Genomic DNA, 26,386 nt, shown 5'->3' on the forward strand with positions numbered 1-26,386 from the left:
CGGGACTATCGGGGACGGTGGATATGGGCGCTCTGTACGATGCCGAAGGCCGCCATCAGCACCAGCATGGCCGAGCCGCCATAGCTGACCATCGGCAGCGGCACGCCCACCACCGGAGCAAGCCCCATGACCATGGACATGTTCACGGCAAAGAACAGGAAGAAATTGAGCGATATGCCCAGCGTCACCAGCGACGAGAACCGGTCCTTGGTGGCCAGCGCGGTGAAGAGGCAAAAGATCAGGATCAGCGAATAGAGCACCAGCAGGGAAAAGCCACCGACGAAGCCGAACTCTTCGGCCAGTGTGGTGAAGATGAAATCGGTGTGTTTCTCGGGCAGGAAGTTCAGCCGTGACTGGGTGCCCTGCATGAAGCCACGCCCGTTCCAGCCGCCCGAGCCCAAAGCGATCTTGGACTGGGTGATGTGATAGCCCGCGCCCAGCGGGTCGGTGGAGGGGTCGAGGAAGGTGTCGATGCGCCGGTACTGGTAGTCCTTCAGCAACTGCCAATCGGTGCCCCGGCTTTTGAACACAGCGGTAAGCAGACCCATCCCGGCGGCGATCACGGCGGCGAAATAGGCCCAGTGAACACCGGCCAGAAACATCACACCACCACCCGCCATCATGATCAGCAGCGAGGTTCCAAGATCGGGCTGTTTCAGAACCAGCGCCGTGGGCAGCAGGATCAGGATGACCGGTAGCAGAACCCAAAGCGGGCGTGAGGTGCGGTTTTCAGGCAGCCAGTCGTAATAGGCCGCCAGCATCATCACCACGGAAATCTTCATCACTTCAGACGGTTGTAACCGCATGAAGCCAAGGTTGATCCAGCGTTGCGCGCCCTTGCCCTCTTCCCCGAACTGGGCGACGACGATCAGCAGGGCGATGCCCAGCAGATAGGCCAGGGTCGACATGTTGCGCCAGAACCAGATCGGTACCATCGCCACCACGAACATGGCGACCAGCCCCATGCCAAAGCGCTCGATCTGCGGCTCGGCCCAAGGAGTGAACGAGCCCCCGGCCACCGAATAGAGCATCAGGAACCCGACGCCCGCCACGCTGATCAGCAACAGCGTCAGCGGCCAGTTCATGTGGAACAGCTTGCGGTATCCCGATGGCGTCGATTTGACCGTGTACTCAAGATAGCTCATGCCCGGTCCTTCTCTCCGGGGCGCGCCTTGGGCCGCTGATCGCGTTCCAGCCGTTGCTGCTGCGCCTTGATGCGCTCGCGGTCGCCAGCGGGATAGGCCTCAAGCGGTGGGGTGCCGCCATAGAGCGCCTGCAACATGACGTCCCGGGCGACCGGCGCGGCAGCCTTGGAGCCGCCGCCACCATGCTCGACCACCACCGAGACCGCGTATTTCGGATTGTCGTAGGGGGCAAAGCACACGAACAGCGCGTGGTCGCGGCGCTCCCACGGCAGGTCCTCGTTGCGGATCACGCCCGCCGCGCGTTCGGCAGCGGTGATGTTGCGGACCTGGCTGGTGCCGGTCTTGCCCGCCATACGGTAACCTTCGGCGATGATCCGGCTGCGATAGGCAGTGCCGCGCCGGTCGTTCGAGACCGCATACATCGCCTTGCGCAACTGCCGCAGGTTGTTCTTGTTGATCGGCAGCTCTTCCCCGGCGCCCGAGGGTTGCTCGATCCCGTTGACCGATTTCACCAGCCGCGGCGAGACCTCGCGCCCGGTGGCGATCCGCGCCGCCATCACCGCCAGTTGCAACGGCGAGGCCAGCATGAAGCCCTGACCGATCGAGGCATTGGCGGTGTCGCCCACCAGCCACTCCTCGTCATGTACCCGCAATTTCCAGTCCCGGTTCGGTGCCAGCCCTTCGGCCACGGCGGACATCGGCAGGTCGTGTTTGACCCCCAGCCCGAACATCCGCGCCATGTCCGAGATCTTGTCGATCCCCACCTTGAGCGCCTGATCGTAATAGTAGACGTCGCAGCTGCGCTTGAGCGAGTTCAGCAGGTCCACATACCCGTGCCCGCCGCGCTTCCAGCAGTGGAAGCGGCGACTGCCCACCTTGAGGAAGCCGGGGCAATAGACGGTTTCTCCGGGTCCGACCGTGCCCGCCTCAAGCGCGGCCATGGCGGTGATCATCTTGAAGGTCGAGCCAGGTGGATAGGTGCCCTGCACCGTCTTGTTGGCCAGCGGGCGATAATTGTCCTCGGTCAGCGCGCGGTAGTCGGCGACCGAGATACCGCGCACGAAGAGGTTCGGGTCAAAGCTGGGCGACGAGCAGATCGCCCGCAGATCGCCGGTCTCGCAATCGAGGACAACGGCGGCGGCACTTTCTCCGCCAAGGCGGGCCTGTACATATTGTTGCAGGTCTGCGTCCATCGAAAGTTGCAGATCGGCCCCAGCCTGACCTTCCTGCCGGTCCAACTCGCGCATGATGCGGCCAGTGGCGTTAACCTCGACCCGCTTGGCCCCGGCCTTTCCGCGCAACTCGCCCTCTTGCTTGGCCTCAAGCCCCACCTTGCCGATCTGGAACCGTGGGATGTGCAGTACAGGTTCGGGGTCGGTCATCTGGCTCAGGTCATAGTCGCTGACCGGGCCGACATAGCCCACCACATGGGCAAAATCCTCATACTGGGGATAGACCCGGGTCGAGCCCACCTCGGGCGTGATGCCGGGCAGGGCGGGAGCGTTGACGGCGACCTTCGAGATGTCTTCCCACGTCACCTGATCGGCCAGCGTCACCGGCAGGAACGGTGCCGAGCGGCGCATCTCGGTTCGGGCGCGCTCCAGTTCTTCCTCGCTGAGCGGGATGAGCTGCGACAGGTTGGCGATGACCTTCTCCACATCGCCAGCGTCCTCGCGCACGATGACGATACGGTACGAGGGGATGTTGCGCCCGATGATCTGGCCATTGCGATCGTAGATCTCGCCACGAGTGGGTGGGATCAGGCGAATGTTGATCCGGTTTTCCTCGGCCAGCAGGCGAAACTGATCGGCCTGATCCACCTGCATGTAACGCATCCGCATCGCCAGCGTGCCGACAAACCCCGCCTGCAACCCGCCCAGCACCAGCGCCCGGCGGCTGAAGCGGCGGTGAATACGCCCGAGTTCCTTGGGATGGCGTTTCATGCCCGTCCTCCCAATGCGTCCGCGTCCGAGGGTGCCAGTTTACGCACGCCGCAGATCGTCTGGCTGAGCCACGCCACCAGCGGGTAGACCGCGATGGTCAGCACCAGCTGGATAACGGCCAGCCAGAGCGGCGCCTGTTCGACGGCGGTGATACCAAGGATCAGCCGGTTCAGCACGGCAATCGCGACCAGAACGAAACTCACGGTAGCCCATTCGCTCAGAAACCCAACCTCGCGTCCCCCGGCTGAGGTGGGTTTCAGGTAGGCGCGCGCGCCCACGACCAGCGCCGCCAACAGGCCCGGCGGGCGCTGCAGCAGCAGATCGGCGACCAGCATAACCACTGCCACGCTGAGCGTCGGCACATAGTCCGGGCGCCGCACAACCCAGGCAAAGGTCAGCGCGATCAGCAGATCCGGCGGGGCCCAGCGGCTGGGCAGGGTGTTCAGCGGCAGCAGGTGGAAGAACAGGATCAGCAACGCCAGCCACAGATAGAGCGCCCGCATCATCCATACGCGCGAAAGCGACAGGCTATCCATCCGCCGCCTCCTCTTGCCTCTGATTGATCGTCACCGGGCCGTCGGGGGTGACCAAACTGCCCGGATCGGTGATCGGCGCGGTGCCGTGATGGCGCAGCACGCGCAGGAACTCCAGCCGCTCGTAATCCGCCGACAGCCTGACCCGCAGCCGCCCGCCCGGGTCCTGTGCCACCTGTCCGATCAGCAGCCCGGCGGGAAACACGCCGCCATCGCCCGAGGTGATCACCCGGTCACCGGGTCGAACCAGTTCACGGTTTTCCAGAAAATCGATGGCTGGGGCGGCGGTGTTGTCACCAGCCACCAGCGCGGTCTGGCCCGAGGGCTGGATCGTCGCCGGGATGGCGCTGCTGGCATCGGTCAGCAGGATCACCCGCGAGGTGTTCTGACCCACGCCCGAGATCCGGCCAACGACCCCGATCCCGTCCATCGTTGCCCAGCCATCCACGATCCCGTCCCGCGCGCCCACGTTCAGCAGCACCGACTGCCGAAAGGGTGAACCACTGTCGGCCATCACCACACCGGTCACATAGGTCAGGCGCGGGTCGAGGCGCACGTTGTTGAGGTCCAGCAGGCGGGCGTTCTCCTGCTCAAGCTGCAGCGCGGCCTCTTTCCAGGCGCGCATCTGGCGCAGCTCGCTGCGCAGCTCGCGGTTTTGCTCGCTCAGGCGCTGATAGCTCTGGAAATCGCGGATCAGGTTGACGGTCGCGGTGACCGGAACCATCGCCCAGTCCATCGAGGGCACCACCTTGTCCACCACCTGCGCGCGGAACCGTTCCACCCTGGGGCTGTCGATCCGCCAGACCAGAAAGATCCCCAGCAGGCACAACAGGACGACCCCCAGAAGCAGACGGCGCAGGGGGGCGGTATAATCCTCGCGCTGTGATCGGTCGTTTGCCACAGGGCTCCTTCCGGTGCGGTATGCGCCGTTCCTTTGACCCGTGCGCTAAAGGGTGCGCGCCTTAGCTGTCGTAGTCAATCGCGTGGCGCAGCTGCTTTTCATATTCCAGCGCCTTGCCAGTGCCCAGTGCGACGCAGTTCAGGCTTTCGTCGGCAATCGACACGGCCAGCCCGGTCTGCTCACGCAGCGCCAGATCCAGATCGCCCAGCAGCGCGCCGCCGCCGGTCAGCATAACGCCCCGGTCCACGATATCGGCGGCCAGATCGGGCGGAGTTGTCTCCAGCGCGGTCATCACCGCCTCGCAGATCTGCTGCACCGGCTCGGCCAGCGCCTCGGCCACCTGCGCCTGGCTGATCTCGATCTCTTTGGGTACGCCATTGAGCAGGTCACGGCCCCGGATATGCATTGACTGGCCGCGCCCGTCATCGGGCATGCGCGCGGTGCCGATGGTGGTCTTGATACGCTCGGCGGTGGATTCGCCCACCAGCAGGTTCTGCTGGCGGCGCAGATATGAGATGATCGCCTCGTCCATCCGGTCACCACCAACGCGGACCGAGCGGGCATAGACGATGTCGCCCAGCGACAGGACGGCCACCTCGGTGGTGCCGCCGCCGATATCGACGACCATGTTACCGGTCGGATCGGTGATCGGCATGCCGGCACCTATGGCGGCTGCGATGGGTTCCGCGATCAGCCCGGCGCGGCGGGCGCCCGCGGACAGAACCGACTGACGGATCGCGCGCTTTTCCACCGGGGTCGCGCCATGCGGCACGCAGACGATGATCTTGGGCTTGGAGAAGGTCGAGCGTTTGTGCACCTTGCGGATGAAATGCTTGATCATTTCTTCGGCGGTGTCGAAATCGGCAATCACGCCTTCGCGCATCGGGCGGATCGCTTCGATGGAACCCGGGGTCCGGCCCAGCATCAGCTTGGCATCCTCGCCCACGGCCAGCACCTTCTTGACGCCGTCCTTGACGTGGTAGGCTACCACCGACGGCTCAGAGAGGATCACGCCACGACCCTTGACGTAGACCAGCGTATTCGCCGTCCCGAGGTCAATCGCCATGTCCGACGTGAACAGGCCGCCCAGATTGCCAAAGATCCCCATGCCTTGTGATCCTGCTTCTCAAGTGTTTTTTCTATTACCCACGACTCGACGGGCCTGGGACGGATGACTTATAGGGCGCGAAGCCGTGCGGTTAAAGGCCCGATTCCACGCATGTCAGCGCTAATCCGCCCCATGACGTCAGGACAGTAAAAGGCAACATGCTCTCATATCAACATATTTACCACGCGGGAAATCTGGCGGACGTGCAAAAGCATGCGCTGCTGGCGTGGGTGCTTGCCTATCTGACGCGCAAGGACAAGCCGCTGAGCTATGTCGAGACCCATGCGGGACGGGGCCTATACCATCTCGACGCCAGCGAGGTGATCAAGACCGGCGAGGCAGCGGCAGGCATCGGGCGGGCCGAGCGTGAAACATGGTTTGGCTCGGATCACCCGCTGAGCCTCGCCATCGAGCGCACCCGTGCGCAGTATGGCCAGACGGCCTATCCCGGCTCGCCTCTGATTGCGGCCAACCTGCTGCGCGAGACGGACACGCTGCACTTTGCCGAGTTGCACCCGCAGGAATATGCGGGCCTGACCGACGCGCTGAAGTCCTACAAGGCCAAGGCGTATCGTAAGGACGGGTTCGAACTGGCGCAGTCACTGCTGCCGCCGAGCCCCCGGCGCGGCATGCTGCTGATCGACCCGAGCTATGAGGTAAAAGCCGACTACGACCGCCTGCCGGGGATCGTCGCGCGGCTGCACAGGAAATGGAACGTGGGCGTGATCGCGCTGTGGTATCCGATCCTGACCGACGGGCGTCACAAAGGGATGGTCAAGGCGCTGAAACAGCAGCAGCTGTCCAAGGCGCTCTGCCACGAGGTGCAGTTTCCGGCCGCGCGGGAGGGGCATCGGATGGTGGGCTCGGGCATGTTCATCGTCAACCCGCCTTTTGGCGTCGAGGAGGAAGCCGCCCGGTTGGACGCGTTGTTTGCACGGTTGTAACCGGGCGCGGAAGCGGTTTGGAAACCGCCCAAGGCGTTTGCAAAACGCCTTGGGCGCCCCGGTGAGACCGGAGCGCCGGGGACCTCTCAGGTCAGGTCCTTGTAGCTGATCTCGCGCGCGTCGGCGCCCGGGCCGGCCTTTTCCCGGCGCACGATCAGGCGGTTCAGCGCGTTGATATAGGCCTTGGCTGAGGCGACCACGGTGTCGGTGTTGGCTGACTGGCCGGTTGCGATCATGCCGTCCTCTTCCAGCCGTACCGAGACGGTGGCCTGCGCGTCGGTGCCCTCGGTCACCGCGTGCACCTGATAGAGCTGCAGATGTGCGTCGGTGGGATAGAGCGCGCGGATCGCGCGGAAGGTTGCATCGACCGGCCCGTCTCCGTTCTCGGTGGCGCTGACGTCCTTGCCGTCGATCTCCATCTCAACCGTCGATTCCGCCGGGCCGCCGGTGCCGCAGACGACCTTCATCGACACCAGTTGCAGATGGTCCTCATCATCGCCGCCCGAATGCATCAGCGCGATGATGTCGTCGTCGAACACTTCCTTTTTGCGGTCCGCCAACTCCTTGAAGCGGACAAAGATGTCCTTGAGCTGGTTGTCGCCCACCTCATAGCCGAGATTGTTCAGCTTGTCGCGCAGTGCTGCGCGACCCGAATGCTTACCCAAGGGCAGGGAGGTGCCGGAGAGGCCGATATCCTCGGGCCGCATGATCTCGAAATTTTCGCGGTTCTTCAGCATCCCGTCCTGGTGGATACCGCTTTCATGGGCAAAGGCGTTCTTGCCGACGATGGCCTTGTTGAACTGGACCGGAAAACCCGACACCGTCGCGACCCGTCGCGAGATATGCATGATCCGGGTGGTGTCGACACCAGTGTGCCACGGCATGATGTCGTTGCGGGTCTTGAGCGCCATCACCACCTCTTCCAGCGCGGTGTTGCCGGCGCGTTCGCCCAGACCGTTGATCGTGCATTCGATCTGGCGCGCACCGCCTGCAACAGCGGCCAGCGCGTTGGCGGTCGCCATGCCGAGGTCGTTGTGGCAGTGGGTCGCGAAAACCACCTCATCGGCGCCGGGCACGGTTTCGATCAGCCGTTTGATCAGATCGGCGCTTTCCACCGGAGCGGTGTAGCCCACGGTGTCGGGAATGTTGATCGTGGTCGCCCCCGCCTTGATGGCAATCTCGATCACGCGGCACAGGTAGTCCCACTCGGTCCGCGTCGCGTCCATCGGCGACCACTGCACGTTTTCGCACAGGTTGCGGGCGTGGCTCACCGTTTCATGGATCTTATCGGCCATCTCGTCCATGGTCAGGTTCGGAATGGCGCGGTGCAGCGGCGAAGTGCCGATGAAGGTGTGAATGCGGTTCTTCCCCGCGTGCTTCACCGCCTCCCAGCAGCGGTCGATATCGGCGAGATTGGCGCGCGCCAGACCGCAGATGCGGCTGTTTTTCGAGCGCTGGGCGATCTCGGTTACCGCCTTGAAATCACCCTCGGAGGCGATGGGGAACCCGGCCTCGATGATGTCGACGCCCATCTCGTCGAGCAACTCGGCGATCTCGAGCTTTTCGTCATGGGTCATGGTGGCGCCGGGGCTCTGTTCGCCATCGCGGAGCGTGGTATCGAAGATCAAGACGCGGTCTTGGTCGGTCGCATTGGTCATGTCGGTGTCTTTCTTGTCTGTCCTAAAGCCATATGGCGCGCAGGCGTCCTCCTCTGAGCGGGCGCGCCGGATGGCACGCTCAGAGGCGGATTAGGATCAGTAGGCCACGCAGCGACGCGCCACGGAGGGCGTCGGCAAAGAGGATATCTGCGTGGTTGATCATGGGGATGAGTTTATACAGCCGCGTTCGGGAATGGAAAGAGCGAAATTGCCCGGGATCTAGAACCGGGATTGCGCGCGGGAATTGCTGTGAAAGAAGAACGGCCTATCATCTGAACGCGGGGCTTGGTCACTGGCTGGATGGGCATGAATAAGGCTTTGGTAATAGGGGCTTCCGGCGGGATCGGACGGGCCATTGTGGCCGCGCTGCGAGCGCGCGGGGACGCCGTCCGGGAACTGTCGCGCTCGGTCGATGGAATGGACCTGACGGACCCGGCAGCGGTTGAGCGTGCAATGGAAACAATCGAAGGGCCATTTGATCTGATCGTTGTGGCTACGGGCGCATTGGAGATCAACAGGGCCGAACCGGAAAAGACCATCCGCGCCGTCGATGCGCGGGCAATGATGGATCAATTTGCGCTGAATGCCGTGGGACCCGCGCTGGTGTTGCGGCGCGTCCATCGGTTGCTGCCGCGCGACCGGCGGTCCGTGATTGCGGTTCTTTCGGCGCGTGTCGGCTCCATCGGTGACAACCGCCTCGGCGGCTGGGTCAGTTACCGGGCGTCAAAGGCTGCGGTGAACCAGATCGTGCGCACCGCATCAATCGAACTGGCGCGCACGCACAGCCAGGCGGTTTGCGTCAGCCTGCACCCCGGGACCGTGGCGACCGAATTCACCCGCAAATATCTGGGACGGCATCCCGCGGTGACGCCTGAAACCGCCGCGCAAAACCTGCTTGCGGTTATCGACGGGCTAAGCCCCAAGGATAGCGGCGGGTTCTTCGATTGGGCCGGAAAGTCCGTGCCTTGGTAAACCGGTGTTTAATGCCGACTGACGAACCTCCGCGCTATGGCGTTGTGATAGACAACCCGGGCTTGACCGTTCCGCTTCAACCGTCCGACGGCACGGGTTCCGGGGGCTCATCCACCGCGGCAGGCGCTGTGTCACCCTTGGTCAGCGCGCCCTTGTCCCAGACGCCTTTTTCCTCTTGCCCGGTGGCGTAGCGCATGGTGCCTTCACCCTGCCGTTTGCCATCTAGGAAATTGCCCTCATAGACATCGCCATTGGCATAGGTCGCAGTACCGTAGCCGCTGATCTTGCCTTCGTTCCATTCACCTGAGTATTTGAACCCGTCGGCCATCACGATCTCGCCCTGACCCTGCCGTTGGCCGCCCACGAATTGCCCCGTATAGACCGAGCCATCGGGATAGGTCGCCTTGCCCTGTCCCTGCCGCACGCCATCCTGCCACTCCCCATCATAGCGATAGCCGTTGGCATAGGTCATCACGCCCTTGCCGTGGTTGCGAGCATTCTTGAACTGGCCCTTGTAGACGATGCCGTTGGGATAGGTTGAGGTGCCTTCGCCCTCGATCACGCCGGCCACCCAGTCGCCCTCATAGGTCGAGCCGTCGGGATAGGTGATCTTGCCCTTGCCGTCGGCCAGATCGCTGCGCAGGTCGCCCACATAGATCGACCCGTCGGGATAGGTGACCTCGCCCAGCCCGTCGATCTGGCCCGACACCCAGTCGCCGGTATAGAGGTAACCGTCGGTGCCGATGAAGGTGCCCTTGCCGTGGCGACGATCGTCCGAGAACGCGCCTTCGTACACATCGCCATTCGCATAGGTCACCTTGCCCATGCCCTCGCGCCGTCCGGCCACCAGTTCACCCTCGTAGACGTCGCCGTTGGCCTGGGTCAGCCGTCCGACCCCGTTGATCTGGCCATCGGCCCAGGTGCCCACATAGGCCAGCCCGTCCGGCAGGGTCAACGAGCCCTCGCCGTGGCGCTGCCCGGCCAGGATCTCGCCTTCGTAGATTGCGCCGTCGGGATAGGTGATCTTGCCCTTGCCCTCTTTCTGACCATCCACCCAGTCGCCGTCGTAGACGTAGCCGCCGGGGCTCTGCATCACGCCCTTGCCGTGGTGCTGGGCGTTGCTGAAGCCGCCCTCGTACCGCACGCCATTGGCATAGACGGCGATGCCGGTGCCGTTGATGACCCCGCCGGACCATTCGCCCTCGTAAGTGCCGCCATCGGCAAAGGTGATCTTGCCGACGCCCTCGGGCTTGCCTTTGACAAACTCGCCCTCATAGACCGAGCCGTTGGGGAAACGGGCCACGCCGCGCCCACGGATCTCTCCTTCGACCCATTCGCCGGTGTACTCGTAGCCATTGGGCAGCCGATAGGTGCCGGTGCCATGCTGCAACCCGCCGCGAAAGGTACCCTCGTATATGCCGCCAATCTCATCCTCGGTGGTCAGGATCTGCCCTTCTTGCGCAAAGGCGGGTCCTGCAGTCGTCACCAAGGCTGCAACCGTGATCGTTCTATGGATCGTTTTCATGGCTGCCCCTGTCTGCTCTGTTTCAATCACTACTCTGCTCGGCAGCACAAAATTAGGCCACCGCCGGGGGCGGAGCAACGTCTTTTGCCGCATTTATCTTTTCCTCGGGGCGTGATCTGGTAAATGGCTTGAGGACTGACGAGGGCAAGAGGGCAAAATGGCCGACCGTTTCCGCATCACGCTGGCGCAGCTGAATCCGATTGTCGGCGATCTGGCCGGCAATGCAGGCAAGGCGCGCAAGGCGTGGGAAGAAGGCCGCGACGCAGGCGCCGATCTGGTGGCGCTGCCCGAGATGTTCATCACCGGCTACAACACCCAGGATCTGGTGATGAAACCCGTCTTTCATTCGGCGGCCATCGCCGCAGTTCAGGCGTTGGCGGAAGATTGCGCAGAGGGTCCCGCGCTGGCCATCGGCGGGCCATGGGTCGAAGACGACAGGCTTTACAACGCCTATCTGATTCTCAAGGGCGGCAAGATCGCCAGCAAGGTGCTGAAACATCATCTGCCGAATGAGACCGTGTTCGACGAGGTCCGCATCTTTGACGCGGGCCCTCTGGGCGGGCCTTACTCGGTGGGCAACACCCGTGTCGGCAGCCCGATCTGCGAGGACAGCTGGCACGAGGATGTGTCGGAGACGCTGGAAGAGACCGGGGCCGAGTTCCTGCTCATCCCCAATGGCTCGCCGTATTTCCGCAACAAGTACGATGTGCGGCTGAACCACATGGTGTCGCGCGTGGTCGAGACCGGCCTGCCGCTGATCTATCTGAACATGGTGGGCGGGCAGGACGATCAGGTGTTCGACGGCGCCACATTCGGGTTGAACCCGGGTGGAGAACTTGCGTTTCGGATGCCGGTCTTTGATGAGGCAATCACTCACCTGGATCTCGCCCGCGGCGATGCCGGCTGGCGCATCGTGCCCGCCGAGATCGTGCCGCAGCCCGATGAGTGGGAGCAGGATTATCGCGCCATGGTCGAGTCGCTGCGCGACTACCTGGCCAAGACCGGGTTCAAAAAGGTGCTGCTGGGCCTGTCGGGGGGCGTCGACTCAGCGTTGGTCGCGACGATTGCGGTGGATGCGCTCGGTGCGGACAACGTGCGCTGTGTGATGTTGCCATCGGAATACACCAGCCAGTCCTCGCTGGACGATGCCGAGGCTGTCGCCGAGGCGCTTGGCGTTCGCTACGACTATGTGCCGATCAGCGAAAGCCGCGCGGCGGTGACAAACACGCTGGCGCAGTTGTTCGAGGGGCTGGCCGAGGACATCACCGAGGAAAACATCCAGTCCCGCCTGCGCGGGTTGCTGCTGATGGCGCTGTCGAACAAGTTCGGTGAGATGTTGCTGACCACCGGCAACAAATCCGAGATCGCGGTAGGCTACGCCACCATTTATGGCGACATGAACGGTGGGTACAATCCGATCAAGGACCTGTACAAAACCCGCGTTTTCGAAACCTGCCGCTGGCGCAACGCCAATCACCGCGACTGGATGATGGGCCCGGCGGGCGAGGTGATCCGTCCCTCGATCATCGACAAACCCCCCAGCGCCGAACTGCGCGAGGACCAGAAAGACAGCGATAGCCTGCCGGACTACCCCGAGTTGGATGCCATTCTGGACATTCTGGTGGATCAGGACGGCTCGATTGCCGATTGCGTGGCCGCCGGATTCGATGAGAAAACCGCCAAGCGGGTCGAGCATCTTCTCTTTATCAGCGAGTACAAACGCTTCCAGTCCGCGCCCGGCACCCGCCTGACACCACGTGCCTTCTGGCTGGACCGGCGCTATCCCATCGTCAACTGCTGGCGCGACCCCGGCTGAGGCATGTTGGTTGTCGGCAGGGGATGGCGCAGGTGCCACAATCTGCCGCCAACCGCGCAGCCGCCGTCAAATTCGCTTTCCACTTCCGGCAAAGAGCGACATCAACGCTAGGGAGAGGCAATTGATGGCGAAACAAATATGCCGGGTCCGAAACCGAACCCTGTCGAGTCCGATCTGACCCTGCCCAAGCAGGTGGATGTCGTTATCATCGGCGGGGGTATCATCGGTACATCTACCGCGCTGGAACTGGCTGACCGGGGCGTATCCGTCCTGCTGTGCGAGAAGGGTGAGATCGGTGGCGAGCAAAGCTCGCGCAACTGGGGCTGGGTCCGGCTGGGCATGCGCGATCCCCGGGAAATTCCGCTGATGATGGAGGCGATCCGACAGTGGGAGGGGCTGGAGGACCGCATCGGGCGCCAGACCGGCTACACGCAGTCCGGCATCCTGTTTGGCGCCTCCGGAAAGCGGTCACATGACAATCTGGAACGTTGGGCGCAGCATGTGGACGGGTTGCAGACCGGCACGCGCATGGTATCCGGCGCCGAAATGGACGCGCTACTGCGGGGACACGCCATGTCTCTGCCGGGCGCGCTCTACACCCCCAAGGACGGCCGGGCCGAGCCGCAATGGGCCGCGCCCGCCATTGCCGAGGGCGCGCGCGACCGTGGTGCCTTCATCATGACCAATTGCGCCGTACGCAGCGTGGATGTCGAGGCGGGTAGGGTGGCTGGAGTGGTGACCGAACGCGGGCGTGTGACCTGTGATCAGGTGGTTTTGGCCGGCGGCGCCTGGTCGCGGCTCTTTGCGGGCAATGCGGGCATCTTTCTGCCGCAGCTCAAGGTTCTGAACACGGTCATGCGCACCTCGCCGGTCGAGGACGGGCCCGAGGCCGCCCTCTGGTCGGAGCGGTTCGCGATCCGGAAACGCGCCGATGGCGGTTACACTGTCGCCTCGGGAACCGGGAATGTCGTCGATATCGTGCCCGACAGTTTCCGCCTGGCCCGCCGGTTCCTGCCTGCCTTCGCGCAGGAATGGCGCTCGCTCCGGTTCCGGCTATCTGGCCGCTGGGCCGAGGAAATGCGGCAGGACCGCCAGTGGGTGCCGACCGATGTGACCCCGTTCGAACATTGCCGGACACTCGACCCCGAGCCCTCGGCCCGGGTGCTGCGTCAGGCCTGGGCGGATGCGCGCAAGGCCTTTCCGGCGCTGGACAAGGCCGAGATCGTGCAGAGTTGGGCGGGCATGATCGACGTGACCCCCGATGCCATCCCGGTGATCTCGCCGGTCGAGGACCTGCCGGGCCTGCACATCGCCACCGGCTTCTCGGGTCACGGTTTCGGCATCGGTCCCGGCGCCGGGCGCCTGATGGCCGATCTGGTGACGGGAACGACGCCCTGCGCCGATCCCACAGACTTCCGCCTGTCGCGTTTCACCGACGGGACGCGGGTGCGCCCCGATGCGGGCTTTTAGCCGGTCTCACCCCATCAACTGATAGCTCACCGGCACATAGCGGAATCCGTCGCCGCGGGTTTCGACATATCCGGCGGCCGGGAAGGGCATGTGGTAACCGATCATCGGGATCTTGTCGGCGGCCAGCATCCCCAGCACCTTGCGGCGCGAGGCGGCGGCATCCTCGGGCGAGGCGTCGAAACTGAACGCCCAGTCGGGGCGCGCAAAGCTCCACACATAGTGGTTCGCCAAATCCGCCGTCAGCAGCAACTGCCGCCCGCCGCTTTCCAGCATGAAGCACATGTGCCCCGGCGTGTGACCGAAGCTGGCCACCGAAGTCACACCCGGCGCCACGCTGGCGCCGTCGTCGATGAACTTCATCTTCTCGGCCAGCGGTGTGACCAGATTGGCGACCATGTCGCCGACGCGGTTGCCGGCCTCCATCTTGGACCAGAAATTGTATTCGGCCGAAGCGGTCACGTAGCGGGCATTCGGGAATGTCGGCGCCCCGTCAGTCATCATCCCGCCGATATGGTCGGGATGCATGTGAGTGATCACCACCACGTCTATCGCGTCGGGGCTAACCCCCGCCGCATCCAGCGCCTTGCCGATGCCGCCCTGGCCCAGACCGGTGTCGAACAGCACCAGCTCGCCGCCGGTGTCGATCACCGTCGGGGTGAAGTAGAACTGGAGTGTATCGGCAGGAATGAAGTTTTCGGCCGAAACCTGCGCGAATTCCTCGTCCGAGGCGGAGGCCCCGAACATCTCTTTCGGCCCTTCGCGCATGGCGCTGCCGTCCAGCAAGGTGGTCACGGACATGTCGCCCAGCTTGAAAGTATGGGCAATCGGTGCCTCGGCCTTGCCGCCATGGCCAGCGGCCAGGATCGGAGTTGCGGCGGCGGCCAGAGGCAGGGCGGCGGCCCCGCCCAATGCGGCGCGGCGGGTCAGGGTGAGGGTCATGGCTTCTCTCCTTGTTGGACGGCTTTTGAGATGAACTAGGGCGCAGACCGGCACCGACCATGCGCACCAGCGAGCAGCCGCCTGTGCAGCTAGGCGCAGAGCGGGTAGACTGACGGCCATGAGCAACAACAAGACCGTCCCCACCGGCGCCGATGTGGGTGCCTTCATCGACAGCGTCGAACCGGCCAACAAGGCCGCCGATGCCCGGAAACTCGATGCGCTGTTCCGCGAGGTAACTGGATTTCAGCCGCTGATGTGGGGTCCTTCGATCATCGGTTACGGCCAATACCGCTACCGCTACAAATCGGGGCGCGAGGGGGATTTCCTGGCCACCGGCTTCTCACCCCGCAAGTCCGCCCATTCGATCTACATCATGCCCGGTTACGCGGATTTCGGTGATATCCTGGCCCGGCTCGGCAAACACAAGATCGGCAAATCTTGCCTCTATGTGAACAAGCTGGCCGATATCGACATGGACGCGCTCGCCGACCTAGTCCGCGCGGGTCTGAGGGACCTCAAAACCTACTGGCGAGTTCAGCCGACCTGACCCCCTTCATCTTTTTCCAAATACTCCCGCCGGAGGCACGCGCCGTCCCGGCGCGTATCCCCGCCATCCGCTGGACAAAGCGCGCCCCATGTGACAGAGCACGCGGCAACAGGAGATACCCATGACCACCACCCGTTTTGCCCCGTCGCCCACCGGCTACATTCACGTGGGCAACCTGCGCACCGCGCTGATGAATTACCTTATTGCCCGCAAGGCCGGCGGCAGTTTCATCTTGCGCATCGACGACACCGACCCCGAGCGCTCGAAAGAGGAATATGTCGACGCCATCAAGCAGGATCTGGAGTGGCTGGGCCTGCATTGGGACCGTGTGGAACGGCAATCCGAGCGGCTGGACCGCTATGCCGAGGCCGCCGACAAGTTGCGCGAAATGGGGCGGTTTTATGAGGCGTTCGAGACGCCGACCGAGCTGGACCTCAAGCGCAAGAAACAGCTGAACATGGGCAAGCCGCCGGTCTATGACCGCGCTGCGCTGAACCTGTCCGAAGCCGAAAAGGACGCCCTGCGCGCCGAACGTGGCGATGGCGTCTGGCGGTTCAAGCTAAACCACGAGCGGATCGAGTGGACGGACGGTATTCTGGGCGACATTTCGATCGATGCGGCTTCGGTATCCGACCCGGTGCTGATCCGGGGAGACGGACAGGTTCTCTACACGATTGCCTCCGTGGTGGACGACACCGAGATGGGCGTGACCGATGTGGTGCGGGGTTCGGACCACGTGACCAACACCGCAACCCAGATCCAGATCATCGAGGCACTGGGCGGTACCTGCCCGCGCTTTGCGCATCATTCGCTGCTAACAGGCCCACAGGGCGAGGCGCTGTCCAAGCGGTTGGGCACGTTGGCCCTGCGCGATCTGCGTGAGCAGGGTGTGCAGCCAATGGCGCTGCTGAGCCTGATGGCGCGGCTGGGCTCGTCCGATCCGGTCGAACTGAGGGCCGAGATGGCCGAGCTGATCGACGGTTTCGATGTCTCCCGGTTTGGCGCGGCCCCGACCAAGTTTGACGTGCAGGACCTGTTCCCGCTAACCGCTAGGCATCTGCAATCCCTGCCTTTGGACGCCGTGAGCGGTGCGGTGGCCGAGGCAGGCGTTCCGGCGGAACTGGCTGAACCGTTCTGGCTGATGGCGCGCGAGAACATCACCACGCTGAACGACCTTGCCGGCTGGTGGGACCTCTGCCGCGACGGCGCCGAGCCGCTGATCGACGAAGAAGACCGTGACTTCATCGCACAGGCGATGGAACTGCTGCCCGAGGGCCAGTTCGATGGCGACACCTGGGGTACATGGACCAAGGCTGTGAAAGAGGCCACGGGTCGCAAGGGCAAGGGCCTGTTCATGCCGCTGCGCAAGGCGCTGACAGGCATGGAGCGGGGGCCGGAGATGGCGGCGCTGATGCCCCTCCTGCAGGTGATCCGGGCGCGGGGGTGAGGGATACGTGCCCATTGGGCACGTGCCTTCGGCGAGAGTATTTTTTGAAAAGATGAAGAGGGCGGGCTGCGCAAGGGCCTGCCCTTTTTGCGTCAGGCGGGTTCGACGATACTTGCCGCGATGGCGGCGAGGCGATCATCCACCAGCGCGGTTTCTTCCAGCTTGAGTTGCTGATGCCTTGGATAGCGGGGTTCGGCCCGGTCGTTGAGGATGGGCGCGTCCCATCCTTCGGTGGTGGCAAAGAAGCGGTCCACCCCGTCTGATCCGAAGGCGCGCAGATAGCCCTGCACCACCACGTCGATATAGCTGAGCAGGATCGGGTGCTGTCCATTCGGCGCACCGTTGCGATGATCCGGGACGGCGTAGACCGCGATTTCCACCTCATGGGTCAGCGGGTGGGTCACCGCGTCGGTGGCAGGTACCCGGTCATAGGCCCATTCCCGTTCATCCAGCGCCGCCCAGTCGTTTTTCGGCACATGGGCGATCATGCCCTCGATCTCGCAGGCCTCATCCCGGATCGCGGTCAAAAACGCGACGGGGCGCAGGTCGGTGTGCCGCCAGGCACGCCGCCATCCTTTCAGAGTGGCCGGGCGCGGGTCGGGAAAATCGTGGGTGGCGAGGTTCACCAGGCTGCCGTAGCCAAAGAAATAGGGGTCTGCCATCCGTGCCGCCATCCTCGTTGCAATTGATGTATGTCAAACCGTTTTTTTCACCGCCATGCAATAAGGCCCCATCGTGAAAGTGGAGAGAACGCTCATGCGCATCACCAAAAGGACGAATATCGCTGTCCGTCTTCTGATGTATTGCGCCGCGCATCAGGACCGGTTGGTCACGAAATCCGAGATCGCCGAAGTGTGCAACATTTCGGAAAACCATCTGGCGCAGGTGATCAATCAGTTGAGCCAGCTCAACTACCTCAACACCCAGCGCGGCCGGAACGGGGGGATGTGTCTGGCAAAATCCGCCGAGCAGATCCGCATCGGCGAGGTGTTTCGCCATGTCGAAGGTGGATTGCCGCTGGCCGAGTGTTTCGCGGATGCCGACAACACTTGTCCGCTGACCAAGGCCTGCCGCCTGCGGGTGGCATTGCAGGATGCAGCTCAGGCCTTCTATGCATCGCTGGATGAGATCACGCTGGATGCACTGGTGTGCGACAATGCCAGCCTGCTCAGGATATTGCAGCCGGTGGCCTGCACCCGCTAGGTCATTCGCGGGCGCGCAGAATGTGGGCCGGGCGCGCCGCAAGCGGACGCCAGGCGAAGAGTAACCCGGCGGCGAGCGTCGTGACGATGCCCGCCGTGACGATGCCTAGCGCCGAGGGCCAGATCACCGCAAAGCCGGTTTCCAGCACGTAAGTCGCCACGGCCCAGCCGCCGAGGATGCCTGCGGCCAGCGCCACGATCCCCGCCGCCGCACCCAGAAGTGCGGCGCGCAGGGCAAAGCTGAGCAGAATGCGGCGGCGCGCGGCGCCAAGCGTTTTCAGGATCGCCGCCTCGTAACTGCGCGCGGCCTCTCCCGCAGCAGCCGCGCCGATCAGAACCAGAAACCCGGTCAGCAGCGACGCCCCCGCGCCGTAGGAGACGGCGGCGGCCAGCCCGGCCAGCACTCCGGACACCCGGTCGATGGCGTCACGCACGCGAATCGCGGTGATGTTGGGGAACTGGCTGGCCAGATCGCGCAGGATGACGGCCTCGGCCTGTTCCTCGGCATAAACGGTTGCGATGAAACTGTGCGGCGCCCCGGCCAGTGCGGAGGGGTTCATCGACAGGATGAAGCCTATTCCGGCGGTCGAGAAATCGACCTCGCGGAAGGAGGCGATCTCGGCGGTGATGTCGCGGCCCAGGATGTTGACGGTCAAGGTGTCGCCCAGCTTCAGGCCCATTTCCTCGGCCTCTTCGGCGGCAAAGCTGACCAGCGGCGGGCCGGAATAGTCCTCGGGCCACCATTCGCCTTCGGTCAGGCGAGTGTTGTCGGGCATGGCGGCGGAATAGGTCACGCCCCGGTCACCCTGGATGACCCAGTGATCTCCCGCGATCTCGCGTGCGGGTTTGCCGTTGATCTGGGTGATGATGCCACGCAGCATCGGCGCGCTGTCCACGCGGCTGACAGCGGGGTCGGCATCGAGCCGGGCTGAGAACCCGTCCATCTGGTCTTTCTGGATATCAACGAAGAAATAGGACGGTGCCACATCCGGCAGGTTGCCGGAGATCGCATTGCGCAGGTTACCGTCGATCTGTCCGACGGCCGCCAGCACCGACAGGCCGAGGCCCAACGACAGCACGACCGATGCCGCGCCCTCGCGCGGGCCGGAAATCGCGGCCAGCGCCCAGCGGAACGCAGGTCTGCCGCGTGCTCGGGGCGTGCCCGCACGGGCCAGCGCGCGGATGGCCAAGGCGGAGATGGTGAGCAGGACCAGCGCGCCGGCCAACCCTCCGGTGGTCCACAGGGTCAGCCGTGCCGAGCCGCTGAAATAGGCGGCCAGACCGACCAGCAGGAACAGGCCGATCCCCACCGCGAGCAGGTAGCGCGGACGGGGCAGCAGCCTGGCCGAGGTCAGCGCGTCGCGGAACAGAGTGGCCGCGCGCACCTCTTCGGTGCGGGCCAGCGGCCAAAGGGTGAAGAGAAACGCGGTGAGCAGGCCATAGACCGCCGCCTCGGCCAGCGGGCCGGGGTAGAGCGAGAACTCCGCAGGCACCGGCAGGCGCGCCTCGATCAGGGGCGCGAGCAGGACAGGGGCGAAGCCGCCCAGGGCAAGGCCGATCAGGATGCCGAGGCCGGACAGGATGCCGATTTGCAGGAAATAGGTCTGAAAGATCGTGGCCCGGTCCGCACCCAATGTGCGCAGCGTGGCGATGGTGCCGGTCTTGCCCGCCAGATAGGCCCGCACCGCTGCCGAGACACCGACGCCGCCCACCGCGAGGCCCGAAAGACCCACGAGGATCAGAAAGGCGCCGAGGCGCTCCACGAATTCCGCGATCCCCGGCGCACCGTTGCGGGCATCGGTCCAGCGCAGGCCGGAATCGCGAAACTTCTGCCGGGCATCGCGCGCGGTTGTGGCCAGATCGGTGCCCTCGGGCAGATCCAGCCGGTATTTGGTCGAGAAGAGCGTGCCGGGGGCCAGCAGGCCGGACTCGGACAGATCATCAGTTAGAACCAGCGTGCGGGGGCCGAGGCCGAAGCCATCCGCAGCGCCATCGGGTTCGTGCGTCAGGGCGGCCATCAGCACGAAATCCTGCGTGCCCAACCGGAATTGCTCGCCCGGGGCGAGGCCCAGCCGGTCGATCAGAACCCGCTCCATCACCGCGCCGGGCAGCCCGGCACGCCCGGCCAGCGCCCGGTCCAGCGGCATCTCGGGGCTAAGCGCCACCGCACCGATCAGCGGATAGGCGCTGTCCACCGCCTTGACCTGCGTCAGGCCGCGCTCGGTCTGGCCATCGCGATCGACCACGGCCATGGAGCGGAAATCTACGATCTCGGAGACCGCCTGCGCAGTATCCTCCATCCACGACTGTTCGGCCTCCGAGGCGAAGCGGTAGGTGAATTCCATCTCCGCATCCCCGCCCAGCAGGGCCGCGCCCTCCTGCGCCAGACCGGCCTCGATGGCCGAGCGTACCGAGCCCACGGCGGCGATGGCAGCCACGCCCAGCGCAAGACAGGCAAGGAAGATACGGAAGCCGCCCAAGCCCCCGCGCAGCTCGCGCCGGGCAAAGCGGGCGGCCAGACGCAAGCTCATTCGGCGGCCTCGCGGCTGGTGTTCTCGGCGATGCGGCCATCGCGCAGCCGGATCACCCGGTCGCATCGGCGGGACAGCTCGTGGCTGTGGGTTACCAGCACCAGCGTCGCGCCGTGCCGGTCGCGCAGACCGAACAGCAGGTCGATGATCGCCGCGCCATTGGCCTCGTCCAGATTGCCGGTGGGTTCATCCGCCAGCAGGATCTGCGGGCGCGGAGCCGAGGCGCGGGCCAGCGCCACCCGCTGCTGCTCACCGCCTGACAATTGCGCCGGATAGTGTCCGGCGCGGTGCGAGAGCCCCACGGCCTCCAGCTCGGCCTCGGCCCGGGCAAAGGCGTCGCGGTGGCCGGCCAGTTCCAGTGGCGTGGCGACATTTTCCAGCGCCGTCATGGTGGGGATCAGATGAAAACTCTGAAACACCACTCCCATATTGTCGCGCCGGAACCGCGCCAGTGTGTCCTCATCCAGCCGGGTCAGGTCCTGGCCCAGCGCGGTGATGGTGCCGCCGGTAGCCTGCTCCAGCCCGCCCATCAGCATCAGCAGCGAGGATTTGCCCGATCCCGACGGCCCGATCAGGCCCAGCGTCTCTCCCCGGTTTACCGTCAGCGAGATGCCGTGCAGGATGTCGACACGCCCGGCATTGCCATCCAGCGACAAAGCGGCATCTTGGAGGGTAAGCACGGGGTCTGACATGGCCGGGTCCTTGGGAAGGGTTGTTCGAATGGATATGGAGCCGATCGCGATATGCGCAAGGTGTTGATCGCGGGCGTTTTCGCCTTGTGCGGCTTTGCGGCAACGGCCGAGCCGGTGGTGATCGCCGCGCTGGGGGATTCGCTGACCCAAGGGTATGGCCTGATCGAGCAGGAAGGCTTCGTGCCCCAGATGCGCGGCTGGCTGACGGAAAACGGCGCCGAGGTGCGGCTGATCAATGCCGGCGTTTCCGGCGACACCACGGCAGGCGGCGCGGCGCGCGTCGGCTGGACCCTGACGCCGGATGTGCAGGGCATGATCGTGGCGCTGGGCGGCAACGACCTGCTGCGCGGGATCGACCCGGCAGTGTCGCGCGCCAATCTGGACCAGATCCTGACCGCTGCCGACACGACTGGGGTCGAGGTTCTGTTGGTGGGTATGGAGGCACCGGGGAATTACGGCCCCGACTACAAGGAGGCGTTTGACGCCATGTACCCCGAACTGGCCGAGGCGCATGGGGCGCTTTATGCTGAGAGTTTCTTTGCCGGTCTCGACGTGGACGGCGATCCGCAGGCGGCGCGGGCGCTGATGCAATCCGACGGGATACATCCCAATGCCGAGGGCGTGGCGCGGATCGTGGCTGCGCTGGGGCCACATGTTCTGGAACTGGTGGACCGCGCCGCCGAGTGAGAGGGATAAGATCATGCCGGGCCGTTTCTTTCTGACCACGCCGATGACGCAGGTGGCGGAGGCGCTTGGCACACCGGTGGGTGATCTGGCCGAAGAACCGCCACGCCAAAACATCCAACCAGGGCAGGAAATCGTGACCCTGACCGCCGATGGCCTGACGCGCATGCGCTGGGGCATGATTCCGGTGGGCCGGGTCAATGCGCGCGGGCGCCCGGTGATGGAGACGATCATCAACGCACGTTCGGAAACCGTGTTCGACAAATCCGCCTTCGAAGGGGTCGGGCGGGCGGTGATCCCGGTCGACGGCTGGTACGAATGGACCGGTGAGAAACGCCGCAAGACCGCGTGGCGGATTGCGCCGACCAATGGCGGGCTGCTGCTCTTTGCCGCGATCACCGACTGCTGGCAGGCGCCGGGTGGGACAAGCGTGCACCAGATCGCTGCCGTCACTTGCGAACCCAACGCCGAGGTGCGCCCCATCCATCACCGGATGGGCGTCATTCTGGAACCGGAGGACGTGCAGACCTGGCTCTCAGGAGACGAAGAAGAGGCAAAGGCGCTGACCCAACCCTGGCCCGAGGGACGGCTGGCCATCGAAGAGGCTTCGGATGTGGACTGGTCGGCGGCCTGACCACCGTCAGTGCGTGAATTCCAGCTCCTCAAGCTCCTGATACGTATAGCTCTGCGCGATGACACCATCGTCCCCAGCGTGAAAACCGGGGTCCTGCGGCAGGCAGCCCAGCCCGCACAGCTGATAGGTTTCCATCGCCTCGCTGTCGATATACCACAGCCGTCCGCCGGGGGTGGCGACATAGCCGTTCACCCCCTCGTTCTGGTCCGCCTCCATGTCGAGAACCGTGGGAAACTCCGCCGGGACGGTGGCGTCATAGGCGCCATGGGTGTGCATCGAGGCAATCGGCGTGAAGCCGTCCGGCAGATCCGGCGGTGTGCATCCGTTGCGATCACCCCGCACCATCTCGGTAAAGGCCAGATGGCCGCTCGGGTCCGTCCCCAGATAGCCGCAATACTCCAGCCCCGCCGCAAACGAGAGATGCTGGATCGGGGCAAAGCGCTCTTTCACCGATGCGACTTGGAAATCCGGCGGGGTGTGCACGGGCTCGGCCAGCGCGAGGCCCGGCAGCAGCACGGTCAGAACTGTCAGGACACGGATCACATCGCCGCTCCGTCTCTGCGGTCCGGTCAGAGAACCGTGACGACAGTGCCCAGCGGCACCCTTTCGTACAGGTCGACCACATGTTCGTTCAGCATCCGGATGCAGCCGTTTGAGACCGCCCTGCCGATGGTCTGGGGCTGCGTGGTGCCGTGGATGCGGAAATAGGTATCGATCCCGTTCTGGAACAGATAGAGCGCACGCGCGCCCAGCGGATTGTCCCCGCCGCCCGGTTGCACATAGTCGTTATCGACGAACTTGGAATAAGCTACAGGGTCGCGCTCGATCATCTCGTCGGTCGGACGCCAGGTGGGCCATTCCTTCTTGACGTCGATGGTGGCGGTGCCGGTGAACTCGAGCCCCGCCTTACCGACTCCGCAGCCGTAGCGGACCGCCTTGCGCGGTTCAGTGATGTAATAGAGGTAGAAGGATCGCGGCAGGATCAGCAACTGGCCGGGCAAAAATTGCTTCTTGATCCTGACGAATTGCGGCGTCGGATCGTACTCGACGGCTTTCTTCGCAGCGGCCATTTCGGCCAGGACCGTGGCAGCGGCGGTTGCAGCAAGAAATGTGCGGCGCGTAAACATAGACAGACCTCATTCACATACGAAAACCAATAGATTGACAGTTTCCGCAGGTGAGGCGCACGGGTCAATCCGCCTTGGGCGAATAACTCAAAAGTGATGCAATCAGTGCGACTGCAAGGGCGCAGGTTGCAATCCAGCCGAAATACCAGGCCTGTCCTGCAAGCGCGTCTTCGGCGAAAGAGGCGGCAAAGCGGGTTTTGCCGAAATGCGCGATGCCGAAAGCGACGACTGTGAGGAGGCCGAACCCGATCAGCCGCAGCACCGTGGGAACGGCCAGAGCCCATGCTGCCGCAGCCAAAAGAACGCCGATGGGCAGGCCGATCCAGATCACCTTGCCGGCTCACCAGGGATGGGCACCGAGGGATTGCGTCAGTCCGAAAGCCTGGGCGAGGCCGGCCAGCGCAAGCAGGGCAAATGCGGGCAGGGCGAGGCGGAGAATATGTGTCATGGCCCCGATTTAGGCGATGGTCGGCGGTGCGGAAGAGGTTTGACGGCTTCGTGATCCAGTGCGTTTTAGCAGCTGTTCACGCTGGATTGTTGGATACAAAAAATGACCCGCTGGGCGGTGTTGCATCCGCGCCTTGCCGGTGGGGCAAGCTGTTGAAACGATAGGAGAAACGAGGCCAGCCGGGCGCAATTTGTCTACAGCGGGCCGCGGGCTGGACCAAAAGGAGGGCGGGAAATTTGCCCGCCCTCTCAATGGCTTAGGCCAGAGCGATGTCGTCCGCGCTCTCGCGGCCGTCGCGACCCGAGCGCAGCTCGTAGGTCACTTTCTGATTGTCGGCCAGACCGGTGAGGCCTGCGCGCTCGACGGAAGAGATGTGCACGAACACGTCCTTGCCGCCATCATCGGGCGCGATGAAGCCGTAACCTTTGGTGGTGTTGAACCATTTTACAGTGCCTGAAGGCATTGCGTCGTCTCCTGAATATGTGCTGCCCACGGTATTGCGGCAGCCCGGCGTCGTTGTCTGTATCGATAGACTGAACGCCGGAATCGGAGACAGTAGGTCGAATTAGAAAAACGTAAGCCCCCGGGATATGGCATTCGTCCGGGCATCTGACAAGCTGTTTGTGCCGGTTTGTACTTTGTTTTCAGGGGGCATCGTCCGGTTTGTACATAATTCCGCCGATGTTTTGACGCGGCTTTGGTTATGGAACTAGGCTCGGGTCATTGATCGAGATTATTGGAGGCTGTGATGATTGTCCGCTGCATTGGCCTGCTTGCCCTGACCCTTCTGACCGCCTGTGGGAGCCGGATCTACGACCAGTCGAAGCCGGGCGAATTCACCGGGTCGCTGCTGGTCATGTGGGTCGAGGGCGGCGGCGGCAAACCCGGGGAAGGCAAGTTCGTCTACGTGCCGGATCTGGATCGGCAGGGGCGGGCGCTGACGTTCAGGCGGGGCGCGCAGACGGACGGGCGGGAGGTACATATCGAAACGATCGAGCCACGGCTGATGTATACCGACGGCGGCAGCGTCCCGCGGCTGGTGCAGCCGGTGAAGGGGCTGAACCCGTGGGGATATGCGCCGGCTTACATGGTGCATGACTGGCTGTTTGCCGCGAACAGATGTGTGAACGCGAAGGACGCCGATACGGATGAGGCGAAGGTGGACGGCGTCACCTTTCGTGAGAGCTTCGAGATCATGGCCGAGATGCTGAAGACGCTGGAGACGCAAAATCCGGTTGCGGGCAGCGACGTGCAGCCGAGTGCGATCACCTGGGCGGTGTCCAGCGGGATCTCCAAGAGGCTATGGGAGGATGACACCTGCCCCGATCCCCGGATTGATCCGAAGCATCGAAAGCAGATCGACGCGCGGCTGGGGATCGGTGTGGCCGGGCAGCAGAAATCGGTCAGGATCGCAGGCGAAGATGTGCCGCCTGCACGGGTGGTGCAGGTGATCGAGTTTTAACGGATCCTTAGCCGTGATCATGGTCATGATACCGCATGACCAATTACCGTCGTGTCCGCATTCCCGGAGCCAAATACTTTTTCACCGTATCGTTGGCCGACAGATCATCGGACCTTTTAACGCGCGAGGTTGCACGTCTGCGTGAAGCCTATTCGGTGACGCAACAGGAACGGCCCTTTTGGTGCGATGCTTTTGTCGTGTTGCCGGATCACCTTCACGCGATTTGGACGTTGCCGCCCGGTGACACGGATTTTTCGACACGTTGGGGTGCGATCAAATCGAGGTTTACGCGCGGGGTGAAGGCATCTGGAGCGTTGGGGTGGAACCCCATCCTACGATCCGGGTCGAAGGTGGTGAAGGGGGACGCGGGGATTTGGCAGCGACGGTTTTGGGAGCATTGCATTCGCGATGAAAGCGATTACCGCAATCACATGGCGTATTGTTGGGGCAATCCGGTCAAGCATGGGTTGGTGGATCGCCCAAGCGAGTGGCCGTATTCCTCGATCCATCGCGACATTCGTGCGGGCCGGGTTGATCCGGAATGGGGTGGTGTGCCCCGGGAAGGGTTGTTTGGGGAGCTGTTGGATGGGGTTTCACCCCATCATTAGGGATGGCGGGGTTGGGGATAAGTTGGAAGTTCGACAGGTAAAAAATGGGG

The 26,386-nt window shown here is 64.0% G+C and carries 26 protein-coding genes; 11 read left to right on the plus strand and 15 right to left on the minus strand.

Going from position 1 to position 26,386, the window contains the following annotated elements:
- Positions 1 to 5 precede the first annotated feature (5 nt).
- The 5 genes from rodA to GOX53_RS10170 all read right to left on the minus strand — a co-directional run bounded on the left by rodA (position 6) and on the right by GOX53_RS10170 (position 5,630).
- The gene (gene rodA / locus GOX53_RS10150) at positions 6 to 1,145 is read right to left on the minus strand and encodes a rod shape-determining protein RodA (RefSeq protein ID WP_171175914.1); all 1,140 of its coding nucleotides are present in this window, start codon (positions 1,143 to 1,145) and stop codon (positions 6 to 8) included.
- Positions 1,142 to 3,088 (minus strand): penicillin-binding protein 2, encoded by a 1,947-nt coding sequence (gene mrdA / locus GOX53_RS10155; RefSeq protein WP_171175916.1) that lies wholly within the window; start codon positions 3,086 to 3,088, stop codon positions 1,142 to 1,144. The genes rodA and mrdA overlap by 4 nt, the downstream gene beginning before the upstream one ends.
- A complete protein-coding gene (locus tag GOX53_RS10160) occupies positions 3,085 to 3,624 on the minus strand; it encodes a rod shape-determining protein MreD (RefSeq protein ID WP_171175918.1) in 540 nt (179 codons plus the stop codon). The genes mrdA and GOX53_RS10160 overlap by 4 nt, the downstream gene beginning before the upstream one ends.
- Entirely contained in the window at positions 3,617 to 4,522 is a 906-nt protein-coding gene (gene mreC / locus GOX53_RS10165; protein ID WP_171175919.1) for a rod shape-determining protein MreC, read from the minus strand. The genes GOX53_RS10160 and mreC overlap by 8 nt, the downstream gene beginning before the upstream one ends.
- 61 nt (positions 4,523 to 4,583) lie before the next feature.
- A complete protein-coding gene (locus GOX53_RS10170; RefSeq protein ID WP_171175921.1) occupies positions 4,584 to 5,630 on the minus strand; it encodes a rod shape-determining protein in 1,047 nt (348 codons plus the stop codon).
- A gap of 158 nt (positions 5,631 to 5,788) precedes the next feature.
- Here GOX53_RS10170 and GOX53_RS10175 point away from each other — a divergent pair, with 158 nt between their 5' ends.
- The gene (locus GOX53_RS10175; RefSeq protein ID WP_171175923.1) at positions 5,789 to 6,574 is read left to right on the plus strand and encodes a 23S rRNA (adenine(2030)-N(6))-methyltransferase RlmJ; all 786 of its coding nucleotides are present in this window, start codon (positions 5,789 to 5,791) and stop codon (positions 6,572 to 6,574) included.
- An 86-nt stretch (positions 6,575 to 6,660) separates the two neighbouring features.
- Here GOX53_RS10175 and GOX53_RS10180 read toward each other — a convergent pair whose 3' ends face one another.
- Complete coding sequence (locus GOX53_RS10180; RefSeq protein ID WP_171175925.1) at positions 6,661 to 8,232, minus strand: 2-isopropylmalate synthase; 1,572 nt, start codon at positions 8,230 to 8,232, stop codon at positions 6,661 to 6,663.
- Positions 8,233 to 8,538: 306 nt separating this feature from the next.
- Between GOX53_RS10180 and GOX53_RS10185 the strand changes: the two genes are divergently transcribed.
- Positions 8,539 to 9,204: an SDR family NAD(P)-dependent oxidoreductase gene (locus GOX53_RS10185; protein WP_171175927.1), complete on the plus strand. Its 666-nt coding sequence runs from the start codon at positions 8,539 to 8,541 to the stop codon at positions 9,202 to 9,204.
- Positions 9,205 to 9,280: 76 nt separating this feature from the next.
- Here GOX53_RS10185 and GOX53_RS10190 read toward each other — a convergent pair whose 3' ends face one another.
- On the minus strand, positions 9,281 to 10,729 hold the full coding sequence (locus GOX53_RS10190) for an MORN repeat-containing protein (RefSeq protein WP_171175929.1): 1,449 nt from the start codon (positions 10,727 to 10,729) through the stop codon (positions 9,281 to 9,283).
- A gap of 157 nt (positions 10,730 to 10,886) precedes the next feature.
- Here GOX53_RS10190 and GOX53_RS10195 point away from each other — a divergent pair, with 157 nt between their 5' ends.
- A complete protein-coding gene (locus GOX53_RS10195; RefSeq protein WP_171175932.1) occupies positions 10,887 to 12,545 on the plus strand; it encodes an NAD+ synthase in 1,659 nt (552 codons plus the stop codon).
- A 138-nt stretch (positions 12,546 to 12,683) separates the two neighbouring features.
- A complete protein-coding gene (locus tag GOX53_RS10200; RefSeq protein WP_171175934.1) occupies positions 12,684 to 14,015 on the plus strand; it encodes an FAD-binding oxidoreductase in 1,332 nt (443 codons plus the stop codon).
- A 6-nt stretch (positions 14,016 to 14,021) separates the two neighbouring features.
- Here GOX53_RS10200 and GOX53_RS10205 read toward each other — a convergent pair whose 3' ends face one another.
- A complete protein-coding gene (locus tag GOX53_RS10205) occupies positions 14,022 to 14,954 on the minus strand; it encodes an MBL fold metallo-hydrolase (protein ID WP_171175935.1) in 933 nt (310 codons plus the stop codon).
- A 118-nt stretch (positions 14,955 to 15,072) separates the two neighbouring features.
- Between GOX53_RS10205 and GOX53_RS10210 the strand changes: the two genes are divergently transcribed.
- A complete protein-coding gene (locus tag GOX53_RS10210) occupies positions 15,073 to 15,501 on the plus strand; it encodes a DUF1801 domain-containing protein (protein WP_171175937.1) in 429 nt (142 codons plus the stop codon).
- 121 nt (positions 15,502 to 15,622) lie between these two features.
- On the plus strand, positions 15,623 to 16,948 hold the full coding sequence (gene gltX, locus GOX53_RS10215) for a glutamate--tRNA ligase (protein ID WP_171175939.1): 1,326 nt from the start codon (positions 15,623 to 15,625) through the stop codon (positions 16,946 to 16,948).
- Between the two features lie 92 nt (positions 16,949 to 17,040).
- Here the strand turns inward: gltX and GOX53_RS10220 are convergent, their stop codons facing one another.
- Positions 17,041 to 17,610, minus strand: a complete 570-nt coding sequence (locus tag GOX53_RS10220) for a gamma-glutamylcyclotransferase family protein (RefSeq protein WP_171175940.1) — start codon at positions 17,608 to 17,610, stop codon at positions 17,041 to 17,043.
- Between the two features lie 94 nt (positions 17,611 to 17,704).
- On the opposite strand from GOX53_RS10220, the gene GOX53_RS10225 reads away from it, so the two are divergent.
- Positions 17,705 to 18,151, plus strand: coding sequence for an Rrf2 family transcriptional regulator (locus GOX53_RS10225; protein WP_171175942.1), 447 nt, complete (start codon positions 17,705 to 17,707; stop codon positions 18,149 to 18,151).
- A gap of 1 nt (position 18,152) precedes the next feature.
- Here the strand turns inward: GOX53_RS10225 and GOX53_RS10230 are convergent, their stop codons facing one another.
- Both GOX53_RS10230 and GOX53_RS10235 read right to left on the minus strand, forming a co-directional pair.
- A complete protein-coding gene (locus tag GOX53_RS10230; protein WP_171175944.1) occupies positions 18,153 to 20,681 on the minus strand; it encodes an ABC transporter permease in 2,529 nt (842 codons plus the stop codon).
- Complete coding sequence (locus GOX53_RS10235; RefSeq protein ID WP_171175946.1) at positions 20,678 to 21,373, minus strand: ABC transporter ATP-binding protein; 696 nt, start codon at positions 21,371 to 21,373, stop codon at positions 20,678 to 20,680. The genes GOX53_RS10230 and GOX53_RS10235 overlap by 4 nt, the downstream gene beginning before the upstream one ends.
- 51 nt (positions 21,374 to 21,424) lie before the next feature.
- Between GOX53_RS10235 and GOX53_RS10240 the strand changes: the two genes are divergently transcribed.
- Together GOX53_RS10240 and GOX53_RS10245 are read left to right on the plus strand one after the other, a co-directional pair.
- Positions 21,425 to 22,060 carry an arylesterase gene (locus GOX53_RS10240; RefSeq protein WP_171175948.1) on the plus strand — a complete coding sequence of 212 codons (636 nt, stop codon included), beginning with the start codon at positions 21,425 to 21,427 and terminating at the stop codon, positions 22,058 to 22,060.
- Between the two features lie 13 nt (positions 22,061 to 22,073).
- Positions 22,074 to 22,691, plus strand: a complete 618-nt coding sequence (locus GOX53_RS10245; RefSeq protein WP_171175950.1) for an SOS response-associated peptidase — start codon at positions 22,074 to 22,076, stop codon at positions 22,689 to 22,691.
- 6 nt (positions 22,692 to 22,697) lie between these two features.
- On the opposite strand, the gene GOX53_RS10250 is transcribed toward GOX53_RS10245, so the two are convergent.
- The 4 genes from GOX53_RS10250 to GOX53_RS10265 all read right to left on the minus strand — a co-directional run bounded on the left by GOX53_RS10250 (position 22,698) and on the right by GOX53_RS10265 (position 24,729).
- Entirely contained in the window at positions 22,698 to 23,234 is a 537-nt protein-coding gene (locus GOX53_RS10250) for a DUF4329 domain-containing protein (protein WP_171175952.1), read from the minus strand.
- Between the two features lie 26 nt (positions 23,235 to 23,260).
- Complete coding sequence (locus GOX53_RS10255) at positions 23,261 to 23,818, minus strand: L,D-transpeptidase (RefSeq protein WP_171175954.1); 558 nt, start codon at positions 23,816 to 23,818, stop codon at positions 23,261 to 23,263.
- Between the two features lie 64 nt (positions 23,819 to 23,882).
- Positions 23,883 to 24,149 carry a hypothetical protein gene (locus GOX53_RS10260; protein ID WP_171175956.1) on the minus strand — a complete coding sequence of 89 codons (267 nt, stop codon included), beginning with the start codon at positions 24,147 to 24,149 and terminating at the stop codon, positions 23,883 to 23,885.
- 373 nt (positions 24,150 to 24,522) lie between these two features.
- Positions 24,523 to 24,729, minus strand: a complete 207-nt coding sequence (locus tag GOX53_RS10265) for a cold-shock protein (protein ID WP_171175958.1) — start codon at positions 24,727 to 24,729, stop codon at positions 24,523 to 24,525.
- 285 nt (positions 24,730 to 25,014) lie between these two features.
- Between GOX53_RS10265 and GOX53_RS10270 the strand changes: the two genes are divergently transcribed.
- The gene (locus GOX53_RS10270) at positions 25,015 to 25,728 is read left to right on the plus strand and encodes a DUF1353 domain-containing protein (protein WP_171175959.1); all 714 of its coding nucleotides are present in this window, start codon (positions 25,015 to 25,017) and stop codon (positions 25,726 to 25,728) included.
- Between the two features lie 35 nt (positions 25,729 to 25,763).
- On the plus strand, positions 25,764 to 26,336 hold the full coding sequence (locus tag GOX53_RS10275; RefSeq protein ID WP_171175961.1) for a transposase: 573 nt from the start codon (positions 25,764 to 25,766) through the stop codon (positions 26,334 to 26,336).
- Positions 26,337 to 26,386 lie beyond the last annotated feature (50 nt).

The organism is Ruegeria sp. HKCCD8929 (genome assembly GCF_013031405.1).
Lineage (GTDB): Bacteria > Pseudomonadota > Alphaproteobacteria > Rhodobacterales > Rhodobacteraceae > Ruegeria.